Source organism: Aliarcobacter cryaerophilus ATCC 43158 (assembly GCF_003660105.1).
In the GTDB taxonomy this organism is placed as follows: domain Bacteria; phylum Campylobacterota; class Campylobacteria; order Campylobacterales; family Arcobacteraceae; genus Aliarcobacter; species Aliarcobacter cryaerophilus.
In genome coordinates, this window is sequence record NZ_CP032823.1 from 1,036,448 (window position 1) to 1,048,899 (window position 12,452).

Genomic DNA, 12,452 nt, shown 5'->3' on the forward strand with positions numbered 1-12,452 from the left:
ATTCAATATCTTTAAATATAAATCTAGTTACAATCTCGCCATATCAAATTTACAATTTAGGATGAAAAATGGCACAAATTATTTACACAAAAGTTGATGAGGCACCAGCACTTGCTACTTACTCATTTTTACCAATCGTACAGGCTTTTACAAAAAGTTCTGGTATACAAATGGTTCAAAAAGACATTTCACTAGCTGGAAGAATTATTTCAACTTTTCCTGAAAACTTAAAACCAGAGCAAAAAATTGGTGATGCTTTGGCTGAACTTGGGGATATGACTCAAAATCCAGACGCAAATATTATTAAACTACCAAATATTTCTGCATCAATTCCTCAATTAAAAGCAGCTATTGCTGAGATTCAATCAAAAGGTTATAACATTCCAAATTATGATGCAAGTGAAGAAGTAACTGCAAAATATTCTAAAATCTTAGGAAGTGCTGTAAATCCAGTATTAAGAGAAGGAAACTCAGATAGAAGAGCTCCAAGTGCTGTTAAAAACTATGCAAAAAATAATCCTCATAGAATGGGAACTTGGGCAAAAGATTCTAAAACTGATGTTGTTCATATGAATGCTGATGATTTTTATGGAACAGAAGTTTCAACAATCCTAGATAAAGAAGATAACTTTAAAATTTCTTTTGTAGGAAAAGATGGAAAAGAGACAGTTTTAAAAGCATCTTTACCACTAGAAAATGGTGAAGTTGTTGATGCAACTAAATTATCTGCAAAAGCTCTACAAGAGTTCTATCAAAAAGGTATTGATGAAGCTAAAAAAAGAGATGTTTTATTGTCACTTCACTTGAAAGCTACAATGATGAAGGTATCTGATCCAATTATGTTTGGATTTGCTGTAAAAGTATATTTTAAAGATTTAGTTGCAAAACATAGTGCAACATTTGAAAAAATTGGAGTTAACTTTAACAATGGTTTAGGTGATTTATACTCAAAATTAGACCAAGTTGATGATGCTACTAGAGCTCAAATTTTAGCTGATATTGATGCTGTTTATGCTGCTCAACCTAGACTTGCTATGGTAAACTCTGCAAAAGGTATCACAAACTTACATGTTCCATCTGATGTTATTATTGATGCATCTATGCCTGCTATGATTAGAGGTGGTGGAAAAATGTGGAACAAAGAGGATAAAGAAGAAGATACTCTAGCTATGATTCCAGATAGATGTTATGCTACAACTTATCAAATTATTATTGATGATTGTAAAAAACATGGAGCTTTAGATCCAAAAACTATAGGAACTGTTCCAAATGTTGGATTAATGGCTAAAAAAGCTGAAGAGTATGGAAGCCACGATAAAACTTTTCAGGCAATTGCTGATGGGAAAATAGTTGTTACAAATAAAGATGGTGAAACTGTATTTAGTTTTGATGTTGATAATGGTGATATTTTTAGAATGTGCCAAACTAAAGATGAACCAATTAAAGATTGGGTAAAGCTAGCTGTTAATAGAGCAAAATTGTCAAATACACCTGCAGTATTCTGGCTAGATAAAAATAGAGGTCATGATGCTAAAATGATTGAAAAAGTTGAAAAATACTTAAAAGATTATGATTTAAGTGGTCTTGAAATATCTATTAAATCTCCTGATGATGCAATGCAATACTCTCTTGATAGAATGAGAAAAGGTCTTGATACAATTTCTGTAACTGGAAATGTATTTAGAGATTACAATACAGATTTATTCCCAATCTTAGAGCTTGGAACTAGTGCTAAAATGTTATCAATTGTACCACTTATGAATGGTGGTGGTTTATTTGAAACTGGTGCTGGTGGATCTGCTCCTAAACACGTTCAACAACTTCAAGAAGAAAACTATTTAAGATGGGATAGTTTAGGTGAATTCATGGCACTTGCTGCTTCATTTGATCACTTAGCTAACACTCAAAACAATAAAAAAGCAGCAGTTTTAGCAAAAACTCTAGATACAGCAACTGGAACATTCTTAATAAATGACAAATCACCAGCTAGAAAAGTTGGGGATATTGATAATAGAGGAAGTCATTTCTATCTTGCAATGTACTGGGCTGATGAGTTAGCAAAACAAAATGATGATGCTGAACTTAAAGCTGAATTTACTCCAATTGCAAAAGCAATGAATGAAAATGAAACTCAAATTGTAAAAGAACTTACGGAAGTTCAAGGTAAACCAGTAAATACAGGTGGTTACTACCTATTTGATGATGTACTAACTTCACAAGTTATGAGACCTTCTGCAACTCTAAACAAAATTATTGGATAACTAAAAAGAGGATTTCCTCTTTTTAGTATAAATTTAAAATCTTTCTTAAGAAAACTCTTAATTTACTCTTCGAATTAAAAAAGGCTTAATGTGAATAAACAAACTGTTGGAATTATTGGAGTTGGAAATGTTGGCTCAAACTTAGCTTTTTGCCTAGCTACAAGTGATATTTGTAAATCTATTTTACTAAAAGATATTAGAGAAGAATTTACACAAGCTATGGCTTTAGATATATCTCAAGCAGCAAAATCAAAAAATAGCACTACAAAAGTTAAAGCTTGTTTAAATAATAGTGATTTTAAAAACTGTGATATTATAGTAATAACAGCTGGAATTGCAAGAAAACCAAATATGAGTAGAGAAGATTTAATCTTTACTAATCAAAAAATATTAGAATCAATTTTTGATGAAGTTTTAGAAAATAATAAGAATGCTATTTTTATTATAGTTTCAAATCCTTTAGACGCAATGGTTTATGTAGCACTGAACAAATCAAAATTACCTAGAAATAGAGTTTTTGGAATGGCTGGTGTTTTAGATAGTGCAAGATTTAAACACTATATAGAAGAAAAACTAGATTTTAATTATAAAAATATAGATGCAATTGTAATTGGAGCTCATTCAAATACAATGGTTCCTCTAATAAATCATGCAAAAGTTGACGGTAAAAAAATAGTTGATATATTAAAACCTGAAGATATTGAATATATTTTAAAAAATACTAAAAATGGTGGAGCTAGAATTGTTGATTTATTAAAAACAGGTTCTGCTTATTTTGCACCTGCTTACTCTTGTTTTCTTATTTGTAGGGCTATAATAGAAGATACTAAAGAGATTTTTCCAACATCTGTTGTTCTTTTTGATGAATATGGTTATAATAATATTCCTCTTGGAGTACCAACTATAATAGGTAAAAATGGTATTGAAGAGATTATAGAGCTTGATTTGAGTGATAATGAAAAAGAAGAATTAAGAATATCTACTCAAACTGTTATAAGTAGTATTAATATTTTAAAGGAGAGTAAATGAAACAAGTATTTGAAGTACATAATGTAAAATGTGGTGGTTGTGCAAATACTTTAACAAAATCTTTAAAAGATGAGTTTGGTAGTGTTGAAGTTGATTTATCCGTAAATCCTAGAAAAATAACATTAGATATTGAAAATAATAAAATTGAAGATTTAAAACTTAAATTAAGAAGTTTGGGATATCCACTAACAAATGATGAATTAAGTGGTTTTGAAAAAGCAACTACAACTGCAAAAAGTTTTGTCTCTTGTGCTATTGGTAAAATTGATGTTGCATTAAATAAAAAACTTGACTAAAATCAATATATTTTAATCTTATATTTCATATAATATTTTCATCTTATTTAAAAGGGAAATTAAATGAAAAAAATAGTTTTAGCAACAACAATATTAGCAGCAAGTTTTGCATTTGCAAATCCTTATGCAAAATGCGTAGCTTGTCATGGTGCAAATGGTGAAAAAGTAGCTTTAGGAAAATCTAAAATTATTAAAGATATGACAAAAGCAGATTTTGTAGCATCTTTAAAAGGTTATCAAGATGGAACTTATGGTGGAGCTCAAAAAGGACTAATGGTTGGTCAAGTAAAAGGTATGGATGAAGCAACTATGAATGCCATAGCTGACCTAATCATAAAATAAACCTTAAAATAGCTAGAAAATCTAGCTATTTTAGAAAATTTTTTCTTCGTATCTCTTCTAAAAAATTCATAAGTTCTTGTTTTTCATCTATCAATTTTTTTATCAAAATATCTTTTTTGTCTTTAAATAAATCTATATTTTTTTGCTCTAAAATTTTACCAATATAAATTTTGAATATCTTTTTATCTTCTAAATACTCTATTTTGTTACATTCAACTATAATTTGTGGTTTATCTTCACCAAATGTATTAACAAAAACTATTTTTTCAATATATTTTATATCATAAAATATATTGTCTCCAATAATTTTTGGCTCTAAAAACTCTTTTTTCCAATATTTATTAGCATCTTTTTCTATAATTGTTGTATTTTTCAACAAAATATCTTCAAATAGAACTTTACTTATAGATAATTTAAACATTTATTTTTTCCTAAAATCAAAATGAAACGAATTTCAATTATAAAATGATACAATCCCTTAAAATTTTCAAGGGATAAATATGTTAAAAACTTTTAAATATTTTACTGCTATTTTAGCAATATCTTTTTTACTTACAGCTTGTAGCCAAAAAAGAGTTATAGAAAAACCAACAATTTTTGAAGCAAAACAAGATAGTATTGTAGAACTATCAAAACAAGCGAATGATAAATCATTCAATCAAGAAGAACAAAAAGATGAATATTTTTCTAAATATTTTAGACCTTGGAAGCAATCAAAATTATCTTATAGTGAAATTGAAGCAAAATGGGGTTTTTCATATAAAAATAAAAAAGTATATTTAGAAAATCATAATCAAGCAACAAAAGAGTGGTTTGATAAAAAAATAGATAATGCAAATTTTGATAACTACAACAAAGATATTAAAAAAGCAATTACCCTAAAAAATACAAATGTAAGAGTATTACCAACAAACTCACCAATGTTTTATAATCCTAGCTTGCCAGGAGAAGGCTTTCCTTTTGATTACAACCAAAATTCACTCTTAAAAATAAATACACCTTTGATAGTTTCTCATTTTTCAAAAGATAGAGCTTGGGCATTTGTAGAATCACACTTTGTTGGTGGTTGGGTAGAGATAAATAGCATTGCATTTGTAGATGATAATTTCATACAAGATTTTACTACAAATGATTATTTTATAGCAACTAAAGAAAAATTTGCTATTTATGACCCTATTTTTAGAGAGTATGTAAAAGTTGGTACGATTTTTCCAAAAAAAGATAATAATTTTATAGTTGCAAAAAAAGATGACAATCTAAATGCAAAAATATCATATATTCAAATAGAAGATGAGTTCGTTGAACAAATGCCTTTGGCTTATACTTACGAAAACCGTGCTAGAGTTTTAAAAGAGTTTATGGATGAGCCTTACGGTTGGGCAGGACTTTTAAACAATAGAGATTGTTCTAGTTTTACTCAAGACTATTTTAGTGTATTTGGAAAATATCTTCATAGAAATTCAAAAGCACAAACAACAAATGGAAAGTATTATGATATCTCACAACTAAATCTTGATGAAAAAAAAGAGTTTATAAGAAAAAATGCTATCCCTTTTTCTACTTTGGTATATTTAAAAGGACATATCATGTTGTATATAGGTATTGAAAACAACGAACCTTTGGTTGTTCATAATGTTTGGAGTGTAAAATTAAAAGACAAAGATGATAAAGAATTTAGATATATCATAGGCAAAACAGCTATTACAACTCTAGAGCCAGCAAAAGAGCAAGAAGGTTTTACACAAGATAGCAATATCCTAAAAAAAGTTTTAGGAATAACTATTTTATAAGCTACTTATTCTCTTCAAGTCTAATTAGTGGATTGAATAAAAGAGAGTCTAAAACCTGATTTTTAAACTTCATATCCTCTAATTGTTTACTTAAAAATGTATTTTCTTCATTTAGAGATATATAATGAGAATAAAGTCTATTTATATCTTTGCTTGTATAATAAATATTATTACTAACATAAATTTTTGGTATATACATAGAAAGTGCTAAAAATAGCATAATAATAACAAATCTTAATGAATTTTTTTGGTTTAATTTAAACAAATCTAAATACCCTTAACTTTGCACTTCTGCTTCTTGGATTTTGTTTTATCTCAAAATTAGTCGCAATTATAGGCTTTTTTGTGATAATTTTACCTAAAGAGTGATTTTTTCCACATTCACATCTAAAAGCATCTTTAGGGCAAATACAATTTTCACTCCACTTCTTGAAATAATTTTTTACAACTCTATCTTCTAAAGAGTGAAAAGAAATTATTGCAATAACACAATCTTTTAATTTTGCTTCTTCCATAGATTGAAATAATCTATCTAAAACACCTAATTCATTATTCACTTCAATTCTAATTGCTTGAAAAATTAAAGTAGCTGGATGAATTTTACCTTTTGGAAGTTTATTATAAAAAAACTCTGCAAGTTCTTTTGCACTATAAAATGGTCTATTTTGAACAATTAAAGAGGCAACTTTTTTATACTCTCTAATTTCTCCATACTCTTTAAAAATATTTTCAAGCTCTACTTGAGAGTACGAATTTACAACATTTGAAGCATCTAAAGTTTGATTTTGATTCATTCTCATATCAAGAGTTTCTGAATTAAAACTAAAGCCTCTATCTAATTTATCAAGTTGCAAAGAAGATACTCCAATATCAGCTAAAATACCTCTTATTGGATAATCTTCAAATTTTTTAATAATATCTTCAAAATTTCCTTTGTTAAATTCAACTCTTTTTTCAAAATCTTTTAATCTTTTTTTACTAAATTCTAAAGCCTCATCATCTTGATCATTACAAATTAGTTGTACACCACTATTTTGATTTAATAATCCACTGCTATGTCCAGCATATCCAGTAGTGCAGTCAATTATATACCCTATTTTTATCTCTTTAAAACAATCTAATACTTCATTATATAAAACAGGAATGTGTGGTATATCTTCCAAATTTAACCTTTTATTAAAATTTCTATATAATAGCGAAAATATATTTAAGGCTTAAAATGTTGAATCAAGATACAGTAAAACTATTATCAGAACTATCACTATCTATGTTTACAAAAAACTTTTTTGGAATTTTTCAAGGTGCAATATCAGCGAAACTAGACCATGAACACTTTATGATAAATTCAAAAGATGCTGTTTTTGATAATCTAGATGATAAATCTTTTTGTACTTTGAATATGAATAAACCTGACTATAGATGGAATATTGCTAGTTTAGATTCATATACTCATTCAGCTATTTATACAAATATCCATGAAGCGAAATATATAGCATTTGGTATGCCAATTTATACGACAGCTTATACTTTAGGGCATGATAATATAATTTTTGAAGATTATTTTGGAAAAATACTTTTTGGAGAAGTTCCAATATATAATCCAGGTGATTTATCAACTTGGAAAGAAAGAAGTGCTTTAGAGATTACAAAATCTATAAAAAATACTGAACATAACTTACTTGTAATAAAAGGAATTGGTACTTATATTTATGATAGAGATATTCATGAACTTGTAAAAAAAATAGCAATTTTAGAGAATTCTTGTAGACTTTTAAGCATAAAAAGCACCTTTAGATGATTTTTTTACAAAATTTAATACAAAATAGTAAAAATTTTAGGAAACTTAAAGTTTAACTATAATAAAGTTTTCGCAATTTATTTTATACGAGGAGTTATTATGAACAAAGCGGAATTTATTGATGCAGTTGCTGCAAAAGCTGGTTTATCTAAAAAAGATGCAAAAGGTGCTGTTGATGCAGTATTAGATACTATTACTGAAGCTTTAGTTAAAAAAGATACTGTAAGCTTTATTGGATTTGGTACATTCTCAACAGCTCCTAGAGCAGCTAGAGAAGCTAGAGTTCCAGGAACTGATAAAACTGTAAAAGTTGCTGCTACAACAGTTGCTAAATTTAAAGTTGGAAAAGCTTTAAAAGAGGCTGTTGCTAAATAAGTTTTAAAACTTATGAAGGAGAGTTTATTTTTATTTAAAATGAACTCTCCTTTCTTTTTTTATATTTTAATTTTTGCAATTTAATTACCTATAATTTGCTTTAAATATAAAATTAATATTAATAATAAAAACTATATGGCTCTATGGCGGAATTGGTAGACGCGTACGATTCAAAATCGTGTTCCATTGGAGTGCCAGTTCGACTCTGGCTAGGGCTACCATTTAGTTTAATTCAATTTATATTATATTTCTTAAACTCTTTTATAAATTTTTCCAAATCACTTTCTATATCATTTTCACTTATTCCATTTTGTAATGCACCTTTTTTTACACTATTTTGAAAAAGCTTAATTATTTTTCCATCCTCAAAAACTTTATATACAAAATATTCATTTTGTGAATTATTGTTTAAATCTAAACTATTAGAAAAACTACCACTTGAATCATTTATCAAATTAATTTTTGAATCTTTAAACATCTTTTCAAGTTCACCATTTACTGATATTTGTTTAATAAGCCAAGGAGTATTAGATATATTTGCAACTAAAACTATATTTTCGTCTATATTTTTTTTATACAACTGACTAAAAACTGCCAAAGTATCATGATTTAAAACTATCAAATATAATGGAAATTTTTTGAAAAAATCATCTTTTTTTGTATAGTTATTTGAATTTACTACATCAAAAAAACTAGGTATATATTTAAAATCTAACTCTTTGTCACTTTTATCCTCTTTTATACTAGAAGGAATTGTAAAATATATCAAAAATCCAAATCCAACAACAAATAACAAAACTACTTTGAAAATATTTTTCATAGACTTTTACCCTCTTTCTTTGCCCATCTTTTAAATAATCTATAATTTAAAATATCTTTAGGCATTTCTGCATTATTTACTACAAATTCACACAAAATATTAGCTAAATATGGAGCTAAAACAAAACCTCTTCCACCAACACCATTTAAAGTATATAAATTTTCATACAAAACTAACTGTTCATCTTTTATAAAAGCTCCATTTTTAATATGTGGATAAGATTTAAAACTATTTTTACTATCAATTAAATTTCCAACCATTGGAAAATAATCAATACTTGATGCTCTAGCTCCTATTTTTATATCTATAACTTCTATATTTTCAAGCTTTAAAATATCATTTGCTTTTTCTAAAAGCTTTTTTGTGTCATTTTGCATTATTTTTAAGGTTTTTTCATTATGAGATATAAAATTTATATCTTTTAAATTCAAATTATAAGAGCTATCACTCATATCATTCTCAAATCTATTATGTGTTGCACCTATTGAAATTCTAAATTTTTTATTTTCTTCTACACTTTTAGAAATTGAGCACTCTTTGTGATAGTTATACAACACTTTCGTACTACTTAAAATATCAATTTTTTGACCCCAAACTGCTCTTAGTTTAAAATAATTCTCATCAATTAAAGAAATATTTGCACCTGTACATAAAAATAGTTTATTGGCTTTAATCTCATCATTTAAAATCCAATAATTTTGGCTTTGCTTTATTGATTTAACTTCATAATTAAATAGTTTTTCAATACCAAAACTAAGCTCTTTACATAAAATTTCAGGTTTAACAGTACTTCCTATTTCAAAATAATATCCATTTCCTCTTTTTTCAAAAGGAAAATCCATATAAGGTATGTAATTATTAAATTTATCTTCATCTTCTTTATTTTTTGGAACTCTTATTGTTCCTGATTTTAAAAAACTTTTTGAGAAGTTTTCTTCATAAAATTTTGTTGAAAACTTTAAAGCATTTGTTACTAAATCTTTAAAACTATTATCTATACCTAAAAGTGGTGATAAAAAAGCACCAGCTGCACCACTTGCACCCAAACAAACATCACTATTTTTATCTATAAGTAAAATATTATTAGAATATTTTTTTAAAAAATAAGCTAAAGAACATCCAACTATACCACTTCCAATAATTATATAATCATATTTTTTCATGAAAATAGTATATCAAAAAAAATCAAAGTATATTTTAAATTTAAGTAGATAAAATACATAATTATTTTTAAAAGGTAGTTTATGAAAATTTTAGTAACAGATGATTCTAAAATGGCTAGAAAAATGGTAATAAAAACACTTCAAGATGCATTGAATGATAAAAATTATGAAGTTTTAGAAGCCCAAAATGGTCAAGAGAGTGTTGATTTATATAAAGAACACAATCCAAATATAGTCTTTATGGATTTAACAATGCCTGTAATGGATGGATTTGAAGCTTTGAAAAGAATAAAAGAATTTAATGAAAATGCAAAGGTAGTTGTAATCTCTGCTGATATTCAAAAACAAGCTATGGACAAAGTTAGAGAACTTGGTGCACTAAATTTTGTTAAAAAACCAATAGATTTGAATAAAATGCAACAAATTTTAAATAATATAATCTCTTAAAAGGTAAAAAATGAGCAATATAGAACTAACAGAAGATGAAAAAGATTGTCTTCAAGAGCTTATGAATGTAGCCTATGGGAGCGCAACTGCTGCAATTACTCAGATATTTGATGCTTTTGCAAAACTTAGTATTCCAACTATTCAAATAATAAATGCAATAGATTTAAAAGATTATTTAGCAAAAGAATTAAACTTTAAAGATGAACACTTTGTTGCATCTCAACAAATAAATGGTCCTTTAAATGGTGAAAATATGTTTATTATAGATAAAAAATCTGCTACAAATATGTCTATTAAATTTAATTTTAGCGATGATCAAATTTCAAATGAAGATATTAGCGATATAACTTTAGAGATTACAAATATTTTATCATCTTCAACTATCAGTAAATTAGCAGAAAATATAGAAACTAATGTATCTTTTTCTGCTCCAACAATAAAAACTATAAATTCAATTAATCAATTAAACAATATATTTATAAGTAACTATCAAAAAGTTATAATAATATCTACAAAATTAGAGTTTGATGACTTAAATATTCATGGTGAGCTATTTATTTTAACAACAGATAACTCAATTTTATTTATAAAAGAAAAATTAAATAAAATATTGGATGAACTATGAGTAATCCAGCAAAAAATAAATTTGATATTATTTGTAATACCGTAGATAATGGGATTATTGTATTAAACAAAGATTTAAAAGTATTTTTCTGGAACAGGTGGCTAGAAACTAGAACAGGTATAGAAGCAAGTAGTATTATTGATAAAAATATTTTAAATTTTTATTCAAATATTGATGAAAATAAATTAAAAAGAAAAATAACAACTGCTTTAAAACTAAATTCTCCAACATTTTACACTCCACAAACAGACAATTTTTTAATAAATATAGAAATAAATAATATTTCTGATAGAGTATTTAATCAAATGCAACAAAGTATTACTATAACTCCTTTAGATTTGGAAGATGATTTAGTTATTTTATATATATACGATATAACTTTTTTAAGTGAGACAAACTATAAGCTAGAGATTGCAAAGAAAAATTTAAGTGAAAGAAATGAAGAATTAAGACTTATTTTAGATACTACAATGGAAGCTATTATTATTTTTAAAGATAATAGTGTTGTTGATTGTAATAAAATTGCCATTGAACTATTTAATAAACAGATGAAATATGAGTTAATAAATAAAAGTTTTACTGATTTAATAAATAATAAGAATAGCGATATTTTTAATGAAAAAGAACCTTTCGAAACTAACTTAACAAGAGAAGATGGTAGTGAATTTAGTGCTATTATAAATATTAAAGATACTAGCTTAAACAACCAAATATTCAAAATTGTAACTATAGCAAATATTGAGGATTTGAAAAGAAAAGATAATCTTATGGCAGAACAGACAAAACTAGCTGCCATGGGTGAAATGCTAGGAAATATTGCTCATCAATGGAGACAACCTTTAAATATCATCTCTATGTCATCTTCTAATCTTAAATTAAAAAATGATATGGGAGAGTTAAATAGTTCTATATTAAGTGATTCATTGTCTCTTATTTTAAAAACAACAAATCATCTATCAGATACTATAGATACATTTAATGATTTTCTAAAAATAGATAAAGAGAAAAGTATTTTTAATGTTAATGATAATATTAAAAATAGTATCTCTTTAGTAGATAGTTTTTTCAAAAATTTTAATATAGATATTGTTTTAGAGCTAGAAGAAGGTCTTTTCTTAAATAGCCTTCCAAATGAGTTTTCTCAAGCATTTATAAATATTTTAAACAATGCAAAAGATGCCATAGTTTTAAATCTAAAAGATAATGAATCTGGTTTAATAAAGATAAAAACAAAAAAGATTGACAATTTTATAGAAATATTAGTTTTAGACAATGCGCTCGGAGTAAATAAAGATATTTTAAATAAAATATTTGAGCCATATTTTACTACGAAGCATAAATATCAAGGTACAGGTCTTGGTCTTTATATGACTAGAAAAATTATAAATTCTAGTATGGGTGGAGAAATAAGTATTCAAAATAAGAAATTTTTACACAATCAAAAAGAGTATGAAGGTGCAGAGTTTAAAATAAAAATTCCAACTAAACTTGATTGACTTTGGCTCA

General features: G+C 26.3%; 15 protein-coding genes and 1 tRNA gene. 11 read left to right on the forward strand and 5 right to left on the reverse strand.

Going from position 1 to position 12,452, the window contains the following annotated elements:
- Window positions 1-68: 68 nt before the first annotated feature.
- The 4 genes from ACRYA_RS05130 (at window position 69) to ACRYA_RS05145 (ending at window position 3,928) form a co-directional block, all read left to right on the forward strand.
- Window positions 69-2,261 carry an NADP-dependent isocitrate dehydrogenase gene (locus ACRYA_RS05130; RefSeq protein ID WP_105918046.1) on the forward strand — a complete coding sequence of 731 codons (2,193 nt, stop codon included), beginning with the start codon at window positions 69-71 and terminating at the stop codon, window positions 2,259-2,261.
- A 90-nt stretch (window positions 2,262-2,351) separates the two neighbouring features.
- Window positions 2,352-3,290, forward strand: a complete 939-nt coding sequence (locus ACRYA_RS05135) for a malate dehydrogenase (protein WP_105918045.1) — start codon at window positions 2,352-2,354, stop codon at window positions 3,288-3,290.
- Window positions 3,287-3,586 carry a heavy-metal-associated domain-containing protein gene (locus tag ACRYA_RS05140; protein ID WP_105918044.1) on the forward strand — a complete coding sequence of 100 codons (300 nt, stop codon included), beginning with the start codon at window positions 3,287-3,289 and terminating at the stop codon, window positions 3,584-3,586. The genes ACRYA_RS05135 and ACRYA_RS05140 overlap by 4 nt, the downstream gene beginning before the upstream one ends.
- Window positions 3,587-3,649: 63 nt before the next feature.
- Entirely contained in the window at window positions 3,650-3,928 is a 279-nt protein-coding gene (locus ACRYA_RS05145) for a c-type cytochrome (protein WP_105918043.1), read from the forward strand.
- A 25-nt stretch (window positions 3,929-3,953) separates the two neighbouring features.
- Here ACRYA_RS05145 and ACRYA_RS05150 read toward each other — a convergent pair whose 3' ends face one another.
- Window positions 3,954-4,349: a hypothetical protein gene (locus tag ACRYA_RS05150; protein ID WP_121443284.1), complete on the reverse strand. Its 396-nt coding sequence runs from the start codon at window positions 4,347-4,349 to the stop codon at window positions 3,954-3,956.
- A gap of 79 nt (window positions 4,350-4,428) precedes the next feature.
- On the opposite strand from ACRYA_RS05150, the gene ACRYA_RS05155 reads away from it, so the two are divergent.
- Entirely contained in the window at window positions 4,429-5,718 is a 1,290-nt protein-coding gene (locus tag ACRYA_RS05155; protein ID WP_105917180.1) for a C40 family peptidase, read from the forward strand.
- 1 nt (window position 5,719) lies between these two features.
- Here ACRYA_RS05155 and ACRYA_RS05160 read toward each other — a convergent pair whose 3' ends face one another.
- Together ACRYA_RS05160 and rsmH are read right to left on the reverse strand one after the other, a co-directional pair.
- Window positions 5,720-5,983, reverse strand: a complete 264-nt coding sequence (locus ACRYA_RS05160) for a hypothetical protein (RefSeq protein ID WP_105909551.1) — start codon at window positions 5,981-5,983, stop codon at window positions 5,720-5,722.
- Complete coding sequence (gene rsmH, locus ACRYA_RS05165; RefSeq protein ID WP_105917182.1) at window positions 5,976-6,881, reverse strand: 16S rRNA (cytosine(1402)-N(4))-methyltransferase RsmH; 906 nt, start codon at window positions 6,879-6,881, stop codon at window positions 5,976-5,978. The genes ACRYA_RS05160 and rsmH overlap by 8 nt, the downstream gene beginning before the upstream one ends.
- Window positions 6,882-6,937: 56 nt before the next feature.
- On the opposite strand from rsmH, the gene ACRYA_RS05170 reads away from it, so the two are divergent.
- The 3 genes from ACRYA_RS05170 to ACRYA_RS05180 all read left to right on the forward strand — a co-directional run bounded on the left by ACRYA_RS05170 (window position 6,938) and on the right by ACRYA_RS05180 (window position 8,112).
- On the forward strand, window positions 6,938-7,516 hold the full coding sequence (locus tag ACRYA_RS05170; RefSeq protein WP_105917184.1) for a class II aldolase and adducin N-terminal domain-containing protein: 579 nt from the start codon (window positions 6,938-6,940) through the stop codon (window positions 7,514-7,516).
- Window positions 7,517-7,615: 99 nt separating this feature from the next.
- Window positions 7,616-7,891, forward strand: coding sequence for an HU family DNA-binding protein (locus ACRYA_RS05175; protein ID WP_105917186.1), 276 nt, complete (start codon window positions 7,616-7,618; stop codon window positions 7,889-7,891).
- Between the two features lie 137 nt (window positions 7,892-8,028).
- Window positions 8,029-8,112: transfer RNA gene (locus ACRYA_RS05180), tRNA-Leu, on the forward strand.
- Between the two features lie 11 nt (window positions 8,113-8,123).
- Here the strand turns inward: ACRYA_RS05180 and ACRYA_RS05185 are convergent.
- On the reverse strand, window positions 8,124-8,711 hold the full coding sequence (locus tag ACRYA_RS05185) for a hypothetical protein (protein WP_105917188.1): 588 nt from the start codon (window positions 8,709-8,711) through the stop codon (window positions 8,124-8,126).
- Entirely contained in the window at window positions 8,708-9,874 is a 1,167-nt protein-coding gene (locus tag ACRYA_RS05190) for an FAD-dependent oxidoreductase (protein ID WP_105917190.1), read from the reverse strand. The genes ACRYA_RS05185 and ACRYA_RS05190 overlap by 4 nt, the downstream gene beginning before the upstream one ends.
- 81 nt (window positions 9,875-9,955) lie before the next feature.
- Between ACRYA_RS05190 and ACRYA_RS05195 the strand changes: the two genes are divergently transcribed.
- From ACRYA_RS05195 to ACRYA_RS05205, 3 genes are read left to right on the forward strand one after another with little or no spacing between them, the layout of a single operon-like run.
- The gene (locus tag ACRYA_RS05195; RefSeq protein WP_105917192.1) at window positions 9,956-10,321 is read left to right on the forward strand and encodes a response regulator; all 366 of its coding nucleotides are present in this window, start codon (window positions 9,956-9,958) and stop codon (window positions 10,319-10,321) included.
- Between the two features lie 10 nt (window positions 10,322-10,331).
- The gene (locus tag ACRYA_RS05200; protein WP_105917193.1) at window positions 10,332-10,946 is read left to right on the forward strand and encodes a chemotaxis protein CheC; all 615 of its coding nucleotides are present in this window, start codon (window positions 10,332-10,334) and stop codon (window positions 10,944-10,946) included.
- A complete protein-coding gene (locus ACRYA_RS05205; RefSeq protein WP_105917195.1) occupies window positions 10,943-12,442 on the forward strand; it encodes a PAS domain-containing sensor histidine kinase in 1,500 nt (499 codons plus the stop codon). The genes ACRYA_RS05200 and ACRYA_RS05205 overlap by 4 nt, the downstream gene beginning before the upstream one ends.
- The last annotated feature ends 10 nt before the right edge of the window (window positions 12,443-12,452 follow it).

Bases quoted from the DNA above. Each gene is read 5' to 3' on its own strand.
- ACRYA_RS05130 (WP_105918046.1), top strand. From the start codon at position 69: ATGGCACAAATTATTTACACAAAAGTTGATGAGGCACCAGCACTTGCT.
- ACRYA_RS05140 (WP_105918044.1), top strand. From the start codon at position 3,287: ATGAAACAAGTATTTGAAGTACATAATGTAAAATGTGGTGGTTGTGCA.
- ACRYA_RS05145 (WP_105918043.1), top strand. From the start codon at position 3,650: ATGAAAAAAATAGTTTTAGCAACAACAATATTAGCAGCAAGTTTTGCA.
- ACRYA_RS05150 (WP_121443284.1), bottom strand. From the start codon at position 4,349: ATGTTTAAATTATCTATAAGTAAAGTTCTATTTGAAGATATTTTGTTG.
- ACRYA_RS05155 (WP_105917180.1), top strand. From the start codon at position 4,429: ATGTTAAAAACTTTTAAATATTTTACTGCTATTTTAGCAATATCTTTT.
- ACRYA_RS05170 (WP_105917184.1), top strand. From the start codon at position 6,938: ATGTTGAATCAAGATACAGTAAAACTATTATCAGAACTATCACTATCT.
- ACRYA_RS05175 (WP_105917186.1), top strand. From the start codon at position 7,616: ATGAACAAAGCGGAATTTATTGATGCAGTTGCTGCAAAAGCTGGTTTA.
- ACRYA_RS05185 (WP_105917188.1), bottom strand. From the start codon at position 8,711: ATGAAAAATATTTTCAAAGTAGTTTTGTTATTTGTTGTTGGATTTGGA.
- ACRYA_RS05190 (WP_105917190.1), bottom strand. From the start codon at position 9,874: ATGAAAAAATATGATTATATAATTATTGGAAGTGGTATAGTTGGATGT.
- ACRYA_RS05195 (WP_105917192.1), top strand. From the start codon at position 9,956: ATGAAAATTTTAGTAACAGATGATTCTAAAATGGCTAGAAAAATGGTA.
- ACRYA_RS05200 (WP_105917193.1), top strand. From the start codon at position 10,332: ATGAGCAATATAGAACTAACAGAAGATGAAAAAGATTGTCTTCAAGAG.
- ACRYA_RS05205 (WP_105917195.1), top strand. From the start codon at position 10,943: ATGAGTAATCCAGCAAAAAATAAATTTGATATTATTTGTAATACCGTA.